General features: G+C 67.8%; 16 protein-coding genes. 13 read left to right on the forward strand and 3 right to left on the reverse strand.

Annotation, left to right across the window (positions count from 1 at the left end):
• The first annotated feature begins 225 nt into the window (after window positions 1–225).
• The 3 genes from LOKHON_RS08305 to der are packed head-to-tail and all read left to right on the forward strand — an operon-like array spanning window position 226 to window position 3,761.
• Window positions 226–900 carry a hypothetical protein gene (locus LOKHON_RS08305; protein WP_017928823.1) on the forward strand — a complete coding sequence of 225 codons (675 nt, stop codon included), beginning with the start codon at window positions 226–228 and terminating at the stop codon, window positions 898–900.
• A 56-nt stretch (window positions 901–956) separates the two neighbouring features.
• The gene (locus tag LOKHON_RS08310) at window positions 957–2,261 is read left to right on the forward strand and encodes an outer membrane protein assembly factor BamB family protein (protein ID WP_017928822.1); all 1,305 of its coding nucleotides are present in this window, start codon (window positions 957–959) and stop codon (window positions 2,259–2,261) included.
• Window positions 2,262–2,309: 48 nt separating this feature from the next.
• Window positions 2,310–3,761, forward strand: coding sequence for a ribosome biogenesis GTPase Der (der, locus tag LOKHON_RS08315; RefSeq protein ID WP_017928821.1), 1,452 nt, complete (start codon window positions 2,310–2,312; stop codon window positions 3,759–3,761).
• Between the two features lie 52 nt (window positions 3,762–3,813).
• Here der and LOKHON_RS08320 read toward each other — a convergent pair whose 3' ends face one another.
• Entirely contained in the window at window positions 3,814–4,527 is a 714-nt protein-coding gene (locus tag LOKHON_RS08320; RefSeq protein ID WP_017928820.1) for a hypothetical protein, read from the reverse strand.
• 67 nt (window positions 4,528–4,594) lie between these two features.
• Window positions 4,595–5,893: a serine--tRNA ligase gene (gene serS / locus LOKHON_RS08325; protein ID WP_026147524.1), complete on the reverse strand. Its 1,299-nt coding sequence runs from the start codon at window positions 5,891–5,893 to the stop codon at window positions 4,595–4,597.
• Between the two features lie 200 nt (window positions 5,894–6,093).
• Between serS and yajC the strand changes: the two genes are divergently transcribed.
• Genes yajC through LOKHON_RS08375 form a run of 10 tightly spaced genes read left to right on the forward strand, consistent with a single transcriptional unit; the run spans window position 6,094 to window position 13,091 of the window.
• Complete coding sequence (gene yajC, locus LOKHON_RS08330; protein ID WP_017928818.1) at window positions 6,094–6,378, forward strand: preprotein translocase subunit YajC; 285 nt, start codon at window positions 6,094–6,096, stop codon at window positions 6,376–6,378.
• A 37-nt stretch (window positions 6,379–6,415) separates the two neighbouring features.
• Entirely contained in the window at window positions 6,416–8,080 is a 1,665-nt protein-coding gene (gene secD / locus LOKHON_RS08335; RefSeq protein ID WP_017928817.1) for a protein translocase subunit SecD, read from the forward strand.
• A gap of 1 nt (window position 8,081) precedes the next feature.
• The gene (gene secF, locus LOKHON_RS08340) at window positions 8,082–9,053 is read left to right on the forward strand and encodes a protein translocase subunit SecF (protein WP_017928816.1); all 972 of its coding nucleotides are present in this window, start codon (window positions 8,082–8,084) and stop codon (window positions 9,051–9,053) included.
• A 57-nt stretch (window positions 9,054–9,110) separates the two neighbouring features.
• The gene (locus tag LOKHON_RS08345; protein WP_017928815.1) at window positions 9,111–9,464 is read left to right on the forward strand and encodes an Mth938-like domain-containing protein; all 354 of its coding nucleotides are present in this window, start codon (window positions 9,111–9,113) and stop codon (window positions 9,462–9,464) included.
• Window positions 9,461–10,081, forward strand: coding sequence for a heme ABC exporter ATP-binding protein CcmA (gene ccmA, locus LOKHON_RS08350; RefSeq protein WP_026147523.1), 621 nt, complete (start codon window positions 9,461–9,463; stop codon window positions 10,079–10,081). The genes LOKHON_RS08345 and ccmA overlap by 4 nt, the downstream gene beginning before the upstream one ends.
• The gene (ccmB, locus tag LOKHON_RS08355) at window positions 10,078–10,734 is read left to right on the forward strand and encodes a heme exporter protein CcmB (protein ID WP_026147522.1); all 657 of its coding nucleotides are present in this window, start codon (window positions 10,078–10,080) and stop codon (window positions 10,732–10,734) included. The genes ccmA and ccmB overlap by 4 nt, the downstream gene beginning before the upstream one ends.
• A gap of 47 nt (window positions 10,735–10,781) precedes the next feature.
• A complete protein-coding gene (ccmC, locus tag LOKHON_RS08360) occupies window positions 10,782–11,525 on the forward strand; it encodes a heme ABC transporter permease CcmC (protein WP_017928812.1) in 744 nt (247 codons plus the stop codon).
• On the forward strand, window positions 11,522–11,668 hold the full coding sequence (ccmD, locus tag LOKHON_RS08365) for a heme exporter protein CcmD (protein ID WP_026147521.1): 147 nt from the start codon (window positions 11,522–11,524) through the stop codon (window positions 11,666–11,668). The genes ccmC and ccmD overlap by 4 nt, the downstream gene beginning before the upstream one ends.
• Window positions 11,661–12,197: a DsbE family thiol:disulfide interchange protein gene (locus LOKHON_RS08370; RefSeq protein ID WP_017928810.1), complete on the forward strand. Its 537-nt coding sequence runs from the start codon at window positions 11,661–11,663 to the stop codon at window positions 12,195–12,197. Before ccmD ends, LOKHON_RS08370 begins: the two co-directional genes overlap by 8 nt.
• Before the next feature lie 45 nt (window positions 12,198–12,242).
• Window positions 12,243–13,091, forward strand: coding sequence for a c-type cytochrome (locus LOKHON_RS08375; protein ID WP_110549239.1), 849 nt, complete (start codon window positions 12,243–12,245; stop codon window positions 13,089–13,091).
• Window positions 13,092–13,199: 108 nt separating this feature from the next.
• Here the strand turns inward: LOKHON_RS08375 and acnA are convergent, their stop codons facing one another.
• Complete coding sequence (acnA, locus tag LOKHON_RS08380; RefSeq protein WP_017928808.1) at window positions 13,200–15,980, reverse strand: aconitate hydratase AcnA; 2,781 nt, start codon at window positions 15,978–15,980, stop codon at window positions 13,200–13,202.
• Window positions 15,981–16,198 lie beyond the last annotated feature (218 nt).

Genomic DNA, 16,198 nt, shown 5'->3' on the forward strand with positions numbered 1-16,198 from the left:
TACGGCTGGGCGGGTTTCTGCTCAATTGGCTTTTTGCCGCCGCGACATGGGGTCACGGGCGGGCGGTCCCCGCGGGCGCGGCGGGTCTTGTCCCTTCGGGCGGCTTCACGATAAGACGGGCGCGATCAGACATGGCGCCGCCGCGCGGTGCGATCCTGAAAGCACGCCGGCAGTTCGGCACGAAACCACCCGGCGCCGCGGCGCAACCCGAAGGGGAGACGAGGCGTGAGCAATCCCGACAGCTTCATCGACGAGGTCAGCGAAGAGGTCCGCCGTGACCGGCTGTACCACCTGCTGCGCCGCTATGGCTGGATCGGTCTGGCGCTGGTGCTGCTGATCGTCGGCGGCGCGGCGGCCTACGAATGGCGCCAGTCGCGCATCACCGCGCAGGCGCAGGAGCGCGGCGACGCGATCCTCGCCGCCTTGTCCGCCCCCGAGGCCGCGGCGCGCGCCGCGGCGCTGACGCCGATCGCCGAGGCCGCGCCCGGCAACGTGGTGCCCGCGCTGGCGCTGGCGGCCGAGCAACAGGCCGCGGGCGAGGCAGAGGCGGCGGTCGCCACGCTCGACGCGCTGGCTGCGAATGGCGAGGTTCCGGTGATCTACCGCGATCTCGCGGCGCTGAAATCGGTGTTGATCGAGGCCGGGCGCACGCCCGAAGACCGGCTGATGGCGCTCGAGGCGCTGTCGGCGCCGGGCGCGCCGTTCCGCATGCTCGCGCTTGAACAGATCGCGCTGGTGCGGCTCGGGCAGGGCAATCGCGACGGCGCGATCGACCAGCTTCGCGCCATTCTCGAGGATGCCGAGGCGACGCCGGACTTGCGCGACCGCGCGGCAAGCCTGATGGTTGCGCTGGGCGTTTCGCCTCAGGACGCGGCCGCGCCGGCGGCCCCGGCCGAATGAACCACAAGCGGCCGGGACAGGCTGCACAAAACCACGCGAGAGGACGAGGGGCAGGCATGCGTCGCAGCGGAGTCATCGGAGCGGGGGCGCTGGTCCTCCTCGCGGCCTGTAGCCAGCCGGACGAACGGCTGCCGGGCACGCGCATCGGCGTGGCCCTGCCCGGGGCCGCAGAGGCGGCGGGCGGCAGCGCCGCGCCGCTGGCGCTCATGGCGCCGGTCGCCAATGCCGATTGGCCGCAGCGCGGCGGCGGCGCCGACCGCGACATCGCGCACCCCGCGCTTGGGTCTCGTCTCGCGCCGTTGTTCCGCACGGATTTCGGCGCCGCCGAGACGCGGCGCACGCGCATCACCGCCGAGCCGGTCGTCGCCGGTGGCCGGGTCTTCGTCATGGATGCCGAGGCCGGCGTCGCGGCGCTGAGCACCGGCGGCGCGCCGCTGTGGCAGCGCAGCCTCGTTCCGGCGGCGGATGCGCCCGGACAGGCCTCCGGCGGCGGTCTCGCCACCGATGGCGCGCGGCTTTATGCCGTCACGGGCTTTGGTGAACTGGTGGCACTCGACGCCGCAACCGGCGCGCGGTTGTGGAGCCAGGACATGGGCGCGCCTGGCGCCGGGGCGCCCGCCATCGCGGGGGGTATCGTCTACGCGGTGTCACGCGACGGTCGCGGTATCGCGCTCGATGCGGCGACCGGACGCCTGCTGTGGCAGGTCTCGGGCATCGAGGATGTCGCCCGCTTCGACGGCGGCGCGGGCCCGGCGGTCAAGGGTGATCTCGCGGTGTTTCCCTTCGCCTCGGGCGAGATCGTCGGCGTGTTCCCCGAAGGCGGCCGCCAGCGCTGGTCCGCCGTGGTCGCTGGTCGCCGCACCGGCGTTGCCGCCGCCACGGCGGCCAGCGGCATTTCCGGCGATCCGGTGCTCAAGGACGGGCGCGTCTATGCCGGCAACGCCACGGGGCGTCTTTCGGCGCTCGACGATTTCACCGGGGAAACGATCTGGAGCGCCTCTGACGGCGCGACGGGCCCCGTGGTGCCGGCGGATAACGCGCTGTTCCTGCTCAACGATCTGGGACAGCTCGTGCGGATCGACGCGGCGACCGGCGCCGCGGTCTGGCGCGCCGACCTGCCAAAGGGCACGCCGGGCGGCTTCCTGCGCCGCGATCGCCGCGTTGCCCATTACGGGCCGGTGCTCGCCGGGGGGCGGCTGGTCGTGGCGGGGTCCGATGGTGCGATCCGGCAGTTCGACCCGGTTTCGGGGCGGCCCTTGGGCGAGATCGCGCTCGAGGCCGGTGCGGCGTCGGCGCCGGTCGTGGCGGGCGGCGTTCTCTACGTCGTCACCTCGGATGGTGCGCTTGCCGCTTTCCGTTGACGCCCAATCGGTGTATGGGGCCGTCTTCAGTACGCGAAAGACCCTGAGATGAGCTTCACCCTCGCCATCGTCGGACGACCCAATGTCGGCAAGTCCACGCTGTTCAACCGCCTCGTCGGGCGCAAGCTGGCGCTGGTGGATGACCAGCCCGGCGTCACACGTGACCTGCGCGAGGGCCCGGCCAAGCTGGGTCCGCTGCGCTTCACCGTGATCGACACCGCCGGTCTCGAGATCGCCACCGATGAAAGTCTGCAGGGCCGGATGCGCCGCCTGACCGAGCGCGCCGTCGACATGGCCGATGTCTGCCTGTTCATGGTCGACGCGCGCGCCGGCGTTCTGCCCGCCGACGAGATCTTTGCCGACATCCTGCGCAAGCGGGCCAAGCATGTGATCCTCGCCGCCAACAAGGCCGAGGGCCGCGCCGGTCAGGGCGGGCTGCTCGAAGCCTATGCGCTGGGTCTGGGCGAGCCGCTGGGCCTGTCGGCCGAGCATGGCGAGGGGCTGAGCGAGCTTCTGGCGATGCTGGAGCCGCTGGCGGGCGAATTCGAGGCGCGCGCCGAAGAGAACGCGCCGGTGATGGATGTCGATGTCGACGAAGAGGGCGAAACCGACGAGGACGCGCCCTATGCGCCGACCCCCGATCGCCCGCTTCAGGTCGCCGTGGTGGGCCGCCCCAATGCTGGCAAGTCGACGCTGATCAACAAGATTCTCGGCGATGAGCGGCTGCTGACCGGCCCCGAGGCCGGGATCACCCGCGACGCGATCTCGCTGGCCATCGACTGGAACGGCACGCCGTTCCGCATCTTTGACACCGCCGGCATGCGCAAGCGGGCCAAGGTGCAGGAAAAGCTCGAAAAACTCTCGGTCTCGGACGGTCTGCGCGCGGTGAAGTTCGCCGAGGTCGTGGTGGTGCTGCTCGACGTCGACATCCCGTTCGAGCAGCAGGATCTGCGCATCGCCGATCTCGCCGAGCGCGAGGGCCGGGCGGTCGTCATCGCCGTCAACAAGTGGGACCTCGAAGAGGACAAGCAGGACAAGCTCAAGGAGCTGAAGGAAAGCTTCGAGCGGTTGCTGCCGCAGCTTCGCGGTGCGCCGCTGATCACCGTCTCGGCCAAGACCGGTCGCGGTCTCGACCGGCTGCATGATGCGATCATGCGGGCGCACGAGGTCTGGAACCGCCGCGTGTCGACCGCGCAGCTCAACCGTTGGTTGGTTGGCATGCTGGAGCAGCATCCGCCGCCCGCGCCCGGCGGCCGTCGGATCAAGATGCGCTACGCCACGCAGGTCAAGACGCGGCCCCCGGCCTTCGTCGTCATGACCTCCTATCCCGACGCGGTGCCCGAAAGCTATTCGCGCTATCTCGTCAATGGCTTGCGCAATGACTTTGACATGCCGGGCACGCCGATCCGGTTGTTCCTGCGAGATCAGGGCAAGAAGAACCCCTACAAGGGCCGCAAGAAGGCGCAGCCCTCGCGGCTTCGCAAGCACCTCAAGGAATGACGTGAAAAGAGCGCCGCAAGGCGCTCTTTTTGTTTTGGAATACCTCTCAAGATCAGGTTGGTCGCCGCGCGACCCGCCATGCCAATGCCAGCGCTCCGAGAATCGCCACGAGGCTCGCCAGCGCCACGAGGCCCGGCATGTTCAATCCGTTGGCCACCACGATCGCCATAAGGGCCCATGCGACGGTAAGCCCGTAGGACGCCGCGCGCGGGCGGCGCGATTGCACCACCAGCGCCAGCAGCGTCGCGGCGATCAGGCACAGGATCGCCCAGCCGGTCTGGCCCATGACGAGCCCATAGCCTGCCGCCGTCGAGCCGAGGCTCACGAAGCTCGCCGCCGACAGCCAGCCCGCGAAAATGCCGACGGGCACCCTGAACAGCCAGATGTCGCGGCGCGGCGCGGCGAGAAAGGCGCCGATTGCGCCCGCCGCCATGACGAAGATCGTGATCGTCGCCCAGATCGCGCTGGCATTCGCGATGGCGAGCCACGGGGTACCGACCCCCAGCGCCACCAGAAGCGGCCACCGCGCCCGGTGCCAGTCTTCCGCCCGGGGGCGTTTCCATGCGCCATAGGCGGCCGAGACCAGCAGCCATGCGTAGATCAGCCCCCAGATGGAGAACGCCCAGCCCGCGGGCTGCACCGGCGGGTCGATCTGCGGCACGGGCAGCTGGTCGGCGGTAAAGCCGGTGAAGGGCGACGTGACCAGCGGCGCGGCCGCGAAACTGACGGAGAGGGCCAGGGTGGCCCAGGCAATGAGGGTTTTCATGTCCCTACTACGCATCGCGCCGCCCGGCGGTTCAACCGGGCGGCGCGAAAATCGAATGGCGTGACGTTCAGTCGCGGACCAGATCGCCCGTCGCCGAGAGGCGGTTGCGCCCGCCGAGATAGGGGTGCAGCACCTCCGGCAGCGTCACCGAGCCGTCCTCGTCCTGCCCGTTCTCCAGCACCGCGATCAGCGTTCGGCCCACGGCGAGGCCGGAGCCGTTGAGCGTGTGCAGGAATTCGGGTTTGCCGCCGCCTTCGGGGCGGAAGCGCGCGTTCATGCGCCGCGCCTGATAATCGCCGCAAGTCGAGATCGAGCTGATCTCGCGGTAACGGTTCTGGCCGGGCAGCCAGACCTCGATGTCATGCGTGCGCCGCGCGCCCGCGCCCATGTCGCCCGCGCAGAGCAGCATGGTGCGATAGGGCAGACCCAGCTTTTCGAGGATCGCCTCGGCGCAGCCGGTCATCCGCGCATGCTCGGCCTCGGACTGGTCGGGATGGACCACCGACACCATTTCGACCTTCTCGAACTGGTGCTGGCGCAGCATGCCCGAGGTGTCGCGCCCGGCGCTGCCCGCCTCGGAGCGGAAGCATTGCGTGTCGGCCACGTAGCGGCGCGGCAGGTAGCTTTCCTCGACCACGCAATCGGCCACGAGGTTGGTCAGCGTCACCTCGGCGGTCGGGATCAGCCACCAGCCGGTGGTGGTCTGGTAGCTGTCCTCGCCGAATTTCGGCAGCTGGCCGGTGCCGATCATCGCGTCCTCGCGCACCAGCACCGGGGTCATGGTCTCGACCAGCCCGTGCTCCTCGACATGGGTGTCGAGCATGAACTGCGCCAGCGCCCGGTGCAGCCGCGCCACGCCGCCCGACAGCACGACGAAGCGCGAGCCCGACAGCTTGGCCGCCGTCTCGAAATCCATGCCGCCTTGCACCGCCGGAAGATCGTAATGCTCCTTTGGCGCGTAGTCGAATGTCCGGGGCGTGCCGTGGCGCCTCATCTCGACATTGTCGTCCTCGTCTTGACCGGCGGGGACGTCGTCGTAAGGCAAGTTGGGGATCGTCAGCAAAAGCTGGCGCAGCGCCTCGTCCTCGGTTTGGGCCTCGTCGTTCAGCCGGGCGATTTCGGCCTTTTTCTCGGCCACCAGCGCGCGCAGGCGTTCGAACTCGGCCTCGTCGCCGCGGGCTTTCGCCGCGCCGACCTCCTTGGAAGCGCGATTCTGTTCGGCCTTGGCGGTCTCGGCGGCGTGGATCTTGCCCCGGCGCGCGTCATCGAGCGCGAGGATCTGCGACGACATGCCGGACACCCCGCGGCGGGCCAGGGCGGCGTCGAAGGCATCGGGGTTGTCGCGGATGGCGCGGATGTCGTGCATGATCATGTCCGTTCGAAATGGGGTTTGGACGGGCCGGGGCCCGCACCCATATGCACCCGAAGCACCGGGCTTGTGAACCGCGAAACCGGCGCCGGCACGACCGGGGCGCGCGGTTGCCAATCGCTGGGGGCGGCAGTAGGGTGCCGCGACTTTTTCAAAGGCGCGCGCGAGCGCGCCCCGGACCGACATAAAGGACCGCCATGCAAGGCATCGAATCCCTCATCCCGCTGATCCTGATCTTCGCGATCATGTGGTTCTTCCTGATCCGCCCGCAGCAAAAGAAGCTGAAAGAGCACCAGAAGATGGTGGCGGCGCTGCGCCGGGGCGACCAGGTGATCACCCAGGGCGGCGTGATCGGCAAGGTGGTCAAGGTCCGCGACGACAACAACGAGATCGAAGTCGAGATCGCGCAGGGCGTGAACGTGCGCGTGGTCCGGTCGACCATCTCCGCCGTCACCACCAAGACCGAACCGGCCAAGGCCTGATCCCCCCGATCCGGCCCTGCGCCAGAGGATGAACGACATGATGCACATTCCCACCTGGCGCCGGGTCCTGATCTGGCTCGTCTGCCTGGGCGGGCTGTTCTTCGCGGCCCCGAACCTGTTCTACGACAGGGTCGAGACCGCCAACGACGCCCGCGCCGTGATCGAGACCGGACAGACCAACCCCGAGCTGGAGGCCGATGCCGGTCTCTGGCCCGAATGGATGCCCTCTGGCCTCGTCAATCTCGGTCTCGACCTGCGCGGCGGCGCGCATCTTCTGGCCGAGGTGCAGGTCGAAGAGGTCTATGCCGCGCGGATGGAGGCCTTCTGGCCGGAGGTGCGCGACGCGCTCGCCGCGCGCCGCGACACGGTCGGTTTCGTGACCCGCGAGGAGGGGGGCGATCCTTCCGAGCTGCGGGTGCGCATTTCCGAAGCCGCCGAGGCCGCGACCGCGCTCGAGATCGTGCGCGGTCTCGCCACGCCCGTCGCCAGCCTGACGGGCGGCGGCGCCAACGACATCGACGTGCGCGCCGAAGGGGCCGAGATCGTCGTGACGCTGAGCGAGGCCGAACGCGCCGCCACCGACGACCGCACCATCCGCCAGGCGCTCGAGATCGTGCGCCGCCGGATCGACGAGGTCGGCACCCGCGAACCCACCATCCAGCGGCAGGGCGCGGACCGCATCCTGATCGAGGTGCCAGGCGTGGGCTCCGCCGAGGAGGTCAAGGAAATCATCGGCACCACCGCGCAGCTGACCTTCCAGCCGGTCGTCTCGCGCACCGGCGACGCCAATGAAAGCCCCGGCCCCAACAACGAGATTCTGCCCTCGCTCGACGAGCAGGGCGTGTTCTACATCCTCGAGCGCAACCCTGTCGTCACCGGCGAGGACCTCGTCGACGCGCAGCCCGCCTTCGACCAGAACGGGCGCCCGGCGGTGAACTTCCGCTTCAACCCGACCGGCGCGCGCGCCTTCGGCGACTACACCGCCGAGAACATCGGGTCGCCCTTCGCCATCGTCCTCGACGAGGAGGTGATCTCCGCCCCCGTCATCCAAAGCCACATTCCCGGCGGATCGGGCATCATCACCGGCAACTTCACGGTCGAGGAATCGACCCAGCTTGCGGTGCTGTTGCGCGCGGGCGCGCTGCCCGCGGAACTGACCTTCCTCGAGGAACGGACCATCGGGCCGGAGCTCGGGGCCGACAGCATCGCGGCGGGCAAGGTCGCCGCGCTCGTTGGCGCGATCGGCGTGGTGGTCTTCATGATCCTGTCCTACGGGCTGTTCGGCGTCTTTGCGACGGTGGCGCTCAGCTTCAACATGGTGCTGATCTTCGCGGTGCTTTCGATTCTCGGTGCGACGCTGACGCTGCCCGGCATCGCCGGGATCGTGCTCACCGTCGGCATGGCCGTGGACGCCAACGTGCTGGTCTATGAGCGTATCCGCGAAGAGCTCAAGACCGCGCGCGGGCCGGCCCGCGCCATCCATCTAGGCTATGAGAAGGCGCTCTCGGCCATCCTCGACGGCAACGTGACCACGCTGATCACCGCGCTCATCCTGTTTCTCGTGGGCTCCGGTCCGGTGCGCGGCTTTGCCGTCACCCTCGGCCTCGGCATCCTCACCTCGGTCTTCACCGCGATCTTCGTGACGCGGCTTCTGATCGTGATGTGGTTCGAGCGCCGTCGCCCCAAAACCATCGAGGTCTGACATGCGGCTGCGCATCGTTCCCGAGAATACCAATATCGACTTCTTCAGGGCCGCCCGGGTCACCTTCGGCGCCTCGATCGTGGCGATGATCGCCTCCATCGTGCTGTTCTTCGCCATGGGGCTCAACTTCGGCATCGACTTCCGGGGCGGCACCACGATCCGCACCGAGGCCGAGAGCCCGGTCGACGTCGCCGCCTACCGGCAGGCCATCGCGCCGCTGCAACTGGGCGACGTGGTCATCACCGAGGTGTTCGACCCCTCCTTCGGGGCCGACAAGAACGTGGCCTCCGTGCGCATTCAGGCGCAGGAGGGCGTGGAAAGCATCACTGCCGGGACCATCGAGAGGGTCGAGGAGGCGCTCAAGGGCGTCGATCCGACGATCACCTTTCCCTCGGTGGAAAGCGTCGGACCCAAGGTTTCGGGCGAGCTGATCCAGTCGGCGGTGCTCGCCGTGCTGGGCGCGCTGACGGCGATCCTGTTCTACATCTGGCTGCGGTTCGAATGGCAGTTCGCCGTCGGTGCCATCGCGGCGCTGGTGCATGACGTGACGCTCACCATCGGCATCTTCGCCGCGTTGCAGATCAAGTTCGACCTCGCGATCATCGCGGCGCTGCTGACCATCGTTGGCTATTCGATCAACGACACCGTCGTGGTGTTCGACCGGGCGCGCGAGAACCTGCGCAAGTTCAAGACTATGCCGCTGCGCGACCTTTTGAACCTGTCGGCCAACGAAACGCTGAGCCGGACGGTGATGACCTCGGGCACCACGCTGCTGGCGCTGCTGGCGCTCTTGGTGCTGGGTGGCGACGTGATCCGCGGCTTTGTCTTCGCGATCTTCTGGGGCGTGATCGTCGGGACCTATTCCTCGATCTACGTTGCCAAGAACATCGTGCTCATGCTCGGCGTGAAGCGCGACTGGGACAAGAAGGACGATCCCAAGGCAGGAACGCAGTTCGCCAATATCGACGCCTGATCCGGCGGTGCTGTCGGATCCGCGTATTTATGGAATGGTGAAAGGGAGGGCGCGCCCATGCGGCTGACCGAGATCGATTATGACGATTCGATGCCGATCGACGGCTACGGGCCGGGGTTCTTTCGGATCGGCGGCAAGCTGGTCGAGGGGGCCGTGACCCTCGCGCCCACCGGGCTCAGAAGCTGGGGCGGGTACGAGGATCTCGACGCGGTCCTCGCGCTCGCCGGGCGCGTCGACGTGCTTTTCGTCGGCACCGGGGCCGAGATCGCCCATGCGCCGCGCGATTTCCGCGAGCGGCTGGAGGCCGAGGGCATCGGGGTCGAAACCATGGCCACGCCCGCCGCCTGCCGGACCTACAACGTGCTTTTGTCGGAAGGACGGCGCGTCGCGGTCGCGCTGCTGCCGGTCTGACCGACCTCGCCGTCACCGGTCTCGGCGTCGAGCGCGGCGGCATGCCGGTGCTGACCGAGGTGTCGTTCCGGCTCGCGCCGGGGCAGGGCCTCGTGCTGCGCGGGGCCAACGGCATCGGCAAGACGACGCTTCTGCGCACCATCGCCGGGCTGCAGCCGCCGCTTTCAGGGGGCGTCGAGGGGGCGGGCGAACGGGCGGGCTATGCCAGCCATGCCGATGGCATCAAGCCCGCGCTCACCGTCGCCGAAACGCTGCGCTTCTGGGCCGACCTGTATCGCACCGATTTGCCCGAGGACGTGTTCGAGCTGTTTGATCTCGCCGATCTGCGGGATCGGCCCGCCGGCACGCTGTCGGCCGGGCAGGGGCGCAGGCTCGGGCTTGCCCGGCTCGCGGTGATCGGACGCGAGGTGCTGCTGCTCGACGAGCCGACCGTTTCGCTCGATGCCTCTTCGGTGAAACGGTTTGCCGCCTTCCTGCGCGACCGTCATCTTGCGCGCGGTGGCATCGCGGTGATCGCGACCCATATCGATCTCGGTCTTGATCTGCCGACGCTCGACCTGACGCCGCACCGCGCCGCGCCCGAGGCGCCCGGCGGCTCTGACGCGGCCTTTCTATGAGGGCATTGCTGGCGCGCGATTTGCGTCTCGCGGTGCGCGCGGGTGGCGGGTTCGGGCTCGGGCTCGCCTTTTTCCTGATCGTCGTGGTGCTGGTGCCCTTCGGTGTCGGCCCCGAAACCGCGATCCTCGCGCGCATCGCGCCGGGCATCCTGTGGGTCGCGGCGCTGCTCGCGGCGCTTTTGTCGCTCGATCGGATCTTCGCGCTCGATCATGAGGACGGCTCGCTGCCGCTTCTGGCCACCGCGCCGTTGCCGCTCGAAATGCTGGCCCTGGCCAAGGCGCTGGCGCATTGGATCACCACCGGATTGCCTCTGGTGGTTGCGGCACCGGTTCTGGGGGTGCTCTTGCACCTGCCGGGGGCGGCGATGCCGTGGCTGCTGGTGTCGCTCGCGCTGGGCACGCCAGCGCTGTCGCTGATCGGCACCTTCGGGGCGGCGCTGACCGTCGGGCTGCGCCGGGGCGGGCTTTTGCTGTCGCTCATCGTGCTGCCGCTCTATGTGCCGGTGCTCATCTTCGGGGCCGAGGCAGCGCGGCGCGGGGCCGAAGGGCTGCCCGCGGCCACATCCTTGCTGCTGCTGGCGGGGATCGGACTGGGCTGTGCGGCACTGCTGCCATTTGCCACGGCCGCGGCGCTTCGGGTCACGCTGCGGTGACACGCTGAGGCATTGAGCCGCCTCGCGCGGCGGGATAGGAAAAAATCATGTCTATCTGGTCCTACGCCAATCCGAGGAAATTCCTCGACACGACCGAGCCATGGGTGCCGCGGCTCATGTGGCTTTCTGCCGCCGTTCTGGCGGTGGGGCTCGTCTGGGGTTTCTTCTTCACCCCCGAGGCCGAGCGGTTCGGATCGAGCGTCAAGATCATCTACCTGCACGTGCCTTCGGCGCTGATGGCGATCAATGCGTGGCTGATGATGCTCGTGGCCTCGCTGATCTGGCTGGTTCGGCGTCACCATGTCAGCGCGCTCGCGGCCCGCGCCGCGGCACCCATCGGCATGGTGATGACGCTGATCGCGCTGGTGACCGGCGCGATCTGGGGGCAGCCGATGTGGGGCACATGGTGGGCCTGGGACCCGAGGCTGACCTCGTTCCTGATCCTGTTCCTGTTCTACCTTGGCTACATCGCGCTCTGGGCCGCGATCCCCGATCCCGACAGCGCCGCCGATCTGACATCGGTGCTCTGCCTCGTCGGGTCGGTCTTCGCGATCCTGTCGCGCTATGCCGTGAACTTCTGGAACCAGGGCCTGCACCAGGGCGCGTCGCTGTCGCTCGATGCGCAGGAGAACGTGGCCGACGTGTTCTGGCTGCCGCTGCTGGTCTGCATGGCGGGCTTCGTGCTGCTCTTCGTGGCGCTGGTGCTGCTGCGCACCGGCACCGAGATCCGCGCCCGCCGCATCACCGCGCTGCGCGCCCGCGCGCGTCGCGCCGAGCCGGTGCGCGCATGATGGATCTGGGCAAATACGCGGTCGAGGTGATCTCGGCCTGGGGGGTGAGCCTGGCGCTGCTGGCGGGGCTCGTGTGGTGGAGCGTCCGGCGCGGTCGCATCGTGAGGGCCGAGCTCAAGAAGGTGGAACGCGATCATGGCTAGGATCTCCCCGCTGATCATCCTGCCGCCCGCGATCTTCGCGGCGCTGGCGGGCCTGTTTGCCGCCGGCATGCTGCGCGACAACCCCGACGAGCTGCCCTCGGCGCTCATCGGGCGCGCGGCGCCGTTGACCGAAACCGGCAGCCTGCCCGGCAAGACGCCTTTCGATGTCTCCGCGCTGGCTGATGGCGAAGTGAAGCTCGTGAACTTCTGGGCCAGCTGGTGCGCGCCCTGCCGGGTAGAGCATCCGAACCTCGCCGCGCTCGCCGAGGATGGCCTGCCGGTCTATGGCATCAACTACAAGGACGATCCCGAAAAGGCGGCGGCCTTTCTGGCGGAGCTGGGCGACCCCTATGCCGCCATCGGCACCGATGATGGCCAGGTCGCGCGCGATTGGGGGGTGTATGGCGTGCCGGAAACCTTCGTGGTCGATGGCGAAGGCCGGATCGTCGAACGTATGGCCGGCCCGGTCACCCAAAGAGCGATCCAGGGGCGGTTGAACCCGGCGCTGGAAAAGGCTGCCTCTAGGTAGGTTCACTCGCGCGTGATAGCTTTCCATCGTTCATGGGAGGTTATCATGAAGCGTTTTCTTTTACCGAGTTTCATTCTGGCAAGCGTCGCGACTACCCCGGCTGCCGAACCGACGATTGAGCGTGGCATCTACCTCGTGGAGGGACCCGCCGCCTGCGGCAATTGCCACAGCCCGATGGGGCCCGAAGGCCCCGTGCCCGACATGCATCTAGCCGGGCGCGTGGTCGAGGATCTGCCCGAATACACCGCCATCGCCCCGAACATCACGCCTGCGGGGGCGGTCGCGGATTGGTCCGACGCGGAACTGGCGCGCGCCATTCGCGAAGGCATTCGTCCCGATGGCAGCATCATAGGCCCGCCGATGCCGATCCCGCTCTATCGCGGGCTTTCGGACGACGATCTGATGAGCATGGTGATCTATCTGCGTCAGGTGCCCGCGGTCGAAAACGATCCGGGCGAGAGCCGCTACGACATCCCCTTGCCGCCGAGCTATGGCCCCCCGGTCGAACGCGTCAGCGCGCCCGAACCTGGGCCGACCGCGGACTACGGCGCCTATCTCGCCGGGCCGGTGGCGCATTGCATCGAATGCCATTCGCCCATGGGGCCGCAGGGCCCGATGAGCGAGACCCATACCGGGGCCGGGGGCTTCGAGTTCCATGGGCCGTGGGGCACGGTGATCTCGCCCAACATCACCTCGGGCGAGGACGGCATCGCCGATTATTCGGACGAGGAGCTGAAAGCGATGATTGCCAAGGGCCAGCGGCCCGATGGCGAACGGATGTCGCCGCCGATGCCCTTTGCGCATTATGCGAAGATGACGGCGAAGGATCTCGATGCCGTCATCGCCTATCTGCGGCAATTGCCGCCATTGCCTGACGGCGACGGGGCGAACTGAGGAACGGAACGAAACAGGGAAACTCTTTCCGTTTCATGCGCGGGCCAAAGAAAAACCGCCCCGGCCATTGGCCGGGGCGGTTCCATGTTCAGCGCGATGATCCGAAGATCAGGCCGCCGACTGCGCGAGGTTGCGCAGCACGTAATGCAGCACGCCGCCATTCTTGATGTAGTCGATCTCCACGGCCGTATCGATCCGGCAACGCAGCGTGATCTCCTTGGTGGAGCCGTCACCCATGGTGATCGTCGCGGCGACCTCCTGCAGCGGCTTCACGTCCGACAGGCCCTTGATCGACACGCTCTCCTCGCCGGTCAGGCCGAGCGATTTGCGGGTGTCGCCGCCGGTGAACTCGAACGGGATCACTCCCATGCCGACAAGGTTCGAGCGGTGGATGCGCTCGAAGTTCTCGGCGATGACCGCCTTGACGCCCAGAAGCGCCGTGCCCTTCGCGGCCCAGTCGCGCGAGGAGCCCGCGCCGTACTGCTCACCGCCGAAGATGACGAGCGGCTTGCCCTGCTCCTGCCACGCCATGGCGGCGTCGTAGATCGCCATCTGGCTGCCATCGGGGCCCTTGGTGTAGCCGCCTTCGACGCCGTCCAGCATCTCGTTGCGGATGCGGATGTTGGCGAAGGTGCCGCGCATCATCACTTCGTGGTTGCCGCGGCGCGAGCCGTAGGAGTTGAACTCCCGCACCGGAACCTGACGCTCGACGAGGTACTTGCCGGCCGGGGTGGTGTCCTTGAAGGAACCGGCGGGCGAGATGTGGTCGGTCGTCACCATGTCGCCGAGCACCGCCAGAACGCGGGCATCGTCGATGTCGTGGATCTCGCCCGGCTCCTTGGACATGTTCTGGAAGTAGGGCGGGTTCTGCACATAGGTCGATTGCGGCGGCCAGTCATAGGTCTCGCTGTCGACGGTATCGACCTCCTGCCACTTCTCGTCGCCCTTGAAGACATCGGCGTATTTCGACTGGAACGCCTCGCGGGTGACGGTCTTCTCGACCAGAGCGGCAATCTCGGCCTGCGAGGGCCAGATGTCCTTGAGATAGACATCCTTGCCGTTCTTGTCCTGGCCGATCGGGTCGCGGGTGATGTCGACATTCATGTCGCCGACCAGCGCATAGGCCACCACAAGCGGCGGCGAGGCGAGGTAGTTGGCGCGCACGTCCGGTGAAATCCGGCCCTCGAAGTTGCGGTTGCCCGACAGCACCGAGGTCGCGATCAGGTCGTTGTCGTTGATCGCCTTGGAGATTTCCTCCTCGAGCGGACCCGAGTTGCCGATGCAGGTGGTGCAGCCATAGCCCACGAGGTTGAAGCCGATCGCGTCGAGATCGTCCTGCAGGCCCGCCGCTTCCAGGTAGTGCGACACGACTTGGCTGCCCGGCGCCAGCGAGGTCTTGACCCACGGCTTGCGGTCGAGGCCCAGCTCGCGCGCCTTGCGCGCCACGAGGCCCGCGCCGATCATCACGTAGGGGTTCGAGGTGTTGGTGCACGACGTGATCGAAGCGATCACGATCGAGCCGTCATGCAGCTGGTAATGGCCGTCCTCGGTCGCGACGAAGCCGCGCTTGTGGTGGCCCTCGTCACCGGGGATCTTCTTCGGCTCGGGCTGGCCGCCTTCGCCTTCCCAGCGGATCTCGGAATTGGCCGAGGTGTCCTTGCCCTCGCGCTGGCCCTTCACGTATTCGCCGAAGGCCTGACCGGCGGCGTCGAGCGCGATGTGGTCCTGCGGACGCTTGGGGCCGGAAATGGCCGGGACGACCGTGCCCATGTCGAGCTCGAGCGTGTCGGTATAGACCGGCTCGTAGCCGGTGTCGCGCCACATGCCGTTTTCCTTGGCATAGGCTTCGACCAGCGCGATGCGGTCCTTGTCGCGGCCGGTCTGCTCCATGTAGCGCAGCGTTTCGGCGTCGATCGGGAAGAAGCCGCAGGTGGCGCCGTATTCGGGAGCCATGTTGCCGATCGTGGCGCGGTCGGCCAGCGGCACGTTGTCGAGACCGTCGCCGTAGAATTCCACGAACTTGCCGACGACGCCCTTTTCACGCAGCATCTGCACGACGCGCAGCACGAGGTCGGTGGCGGTGGTGCCTTCGACCATCTTGCCGGTCAGCTTGAAGCCCACGACCTCGGGGATCAGCATCGAGATCGGCTGACCGAGCATCGCGGCCTCGGCCTCGATGCCGCCCACGCCCCAGCCGAGAACGGCGGCGCCGTTGACCATGGTGGTGTGGCTGTCGGTGCCGACCAGCGTGTCGGGATAGGCGACTTCCTCACCGTTCTGGTCGGTGTCGGTCCACACGACCTGCGCGAGGTATTCGAGGTTCACCTGATGGCAGATACCGGTGCCCGGCGGCACGACGCGGAAGTTCTCGAACGCCTTCTGGCCCCATTTCAGAAACTGGTAGCGTTCGATGTTGCGCTCGTATTCGCGGTCGACGTTCATCTGGAACGCGCGCGGGTTGCCGAACTCGTCGATCATCACCGAGTGGTCGATCACGAGATCGACCGGGTTGAGCGGGTTGATCAGCTGCGCGTCGCCGCCCAGCGCCTTGATCCCGTCGCGCATCGCGGCGAGGTCCACCACGGCGGGAACGCCGGTGAAGTCCTGCATCAGCACGCGGGCGGGGCGATAGGCGATCTCGCGGGGGTTTTTGCCGCCATTGGCACCCCACTCGGCGAAGGCCTTGATGTCGTCCGTGGAGACGGAGAAGCCGCCATCCTCGAAGCGCAGCAGGTTTTCCAGCACGACCTTCAGCGCGGCGGGCAGGCGGTCGAAATCGCCAAGGCCCGCTTCGGTGGCGGCGGGGATGGAATAATACGACAGGCTCTGCGACCCGACCGTGATCTTGCGGCGGGTCTTGGCGCTGTCCTGGCCAACTTGAATCGGCATGAAGTGTCCCTTCTGGCTGCGAGCTGTGGGTCTGGCCCCGGTTCTGCCGCAAGGGCAGCAGGCGATCAAGGCCGTTGCCCGCTATGTATACAACGGCACACAAATGTCCAGATGCCGCCGCGCTCGCGCGGAACGCACGCGGCTCTCGCGGCGGCTTGATTGGCAACCGGGGCCGGAACGTCCTAGACCTGAAAGGGCATTTTCAAAGTCGGAGACGG

Source organism: Limimaricola hongkongensis DSM 17492, from assembly GCF_000600975.2.
Classification (GTDB): domain Bacteria; phylum Pseudomonadota; class Alphaproteobacteria; order Rhodobacterales; family Rhodobacteraceae; genus Limimaricola; species Limimaricola hongkongensis.

Bases quoted from the DNA above. Each gene is read 5' to 3' on its own strand.
- ccmB (WP_026147522.1), top strand. From the start codon at position 10,078: ATGAGGGCATTGCTGGCGCGCGATTTGCGTCTCGCGGTGCGCGCGGGT.
- LOKHON_RS08345 (WP_017928815.1), top strand. From the start codon at position 9,111: ATGCGGCTGACCGAGATCGATTATGACGATTCGATGCCGATCGACGGC.
- acnA (WP_017928808.1), bottom strand. From the start codon at position 15,980: ATGCCGATTCAAGTTGGCCAGGACAGCGCCAAGACCCGCCGCAAGATC.
- LOKHON_RS08370 (WP_017928810.1), top strand. From the start codon at position 11,661: ATGGCTAGGATCTCCCCGCTGATCATCCTGCCGCCCGCGATCTTCGCG.
- LOKHON_RS08320 (WP_017928820.1), bottom strand. From the start codon at position 4,527: ATGAAAACCCTCATTGCCTGGGCCACCCTGGCCCTCTCCGTCAGTTTC.
- secF (WP_017928816.1), top strand. From the start codon at position 8,082: ATGCGGCTGCGCATCGTTCCCGAGAATACCAATATCGACTTCTTCAGG.
- secD (WP_017928817.1), top strand. From the start codon at position 6,416: ATGATGCACATTCCCACCTGGCGCCGGGTCCTGATCTGGCTCGTCTGC.
- serS (WP_026147524.1), bottom strand. From the start codon at position 5,893: ATGCACGACATCCGCGCCATCCGCGACAACCCCGATGCCTTCGACGCC.
- ccmD (WP_026147521.1), top strand. From the start codon at position 11,522: ATGATGGATCTGGGCAAATACGCGGTCGAGGTGATCTCGGCCTGGGGG.
- yajC (WP_017928818.1), top strand. From the start codon at position 6,094: ATGCAAGGCATCGAATCCCTCATCCCGCTGATCCTGATCTTCGCGATC.
- ccmC (WP_017928812.1), top strand. From the start codon at position 10,782: ATGTCTATCTGGTCCTACGCCAATCCGAGGAAATTCCTCGACACGACC.
- LOKHON_RS08310 (WP_017928822.1), top strand. From the start codon at position 957: ATGCGTCGCAGCGGAGTCATCGGAGCGGGGGCGCTGGTCCTCCTCGCG.
- LOKHON_RS08375 (WP_110549239.1), top strand. From the start codon at position 12,243: ATGAAGCGTTTTCTTTTACCGAGTTTCATTCTGGCAAGCGTCGCGACT.
- der (WP_017928821.1), top strand. From the start codon at position 2,310: ATGAGCTTCACCCTCGCCATCGTCGGACGACCCAATGTCGGCAAGTCC.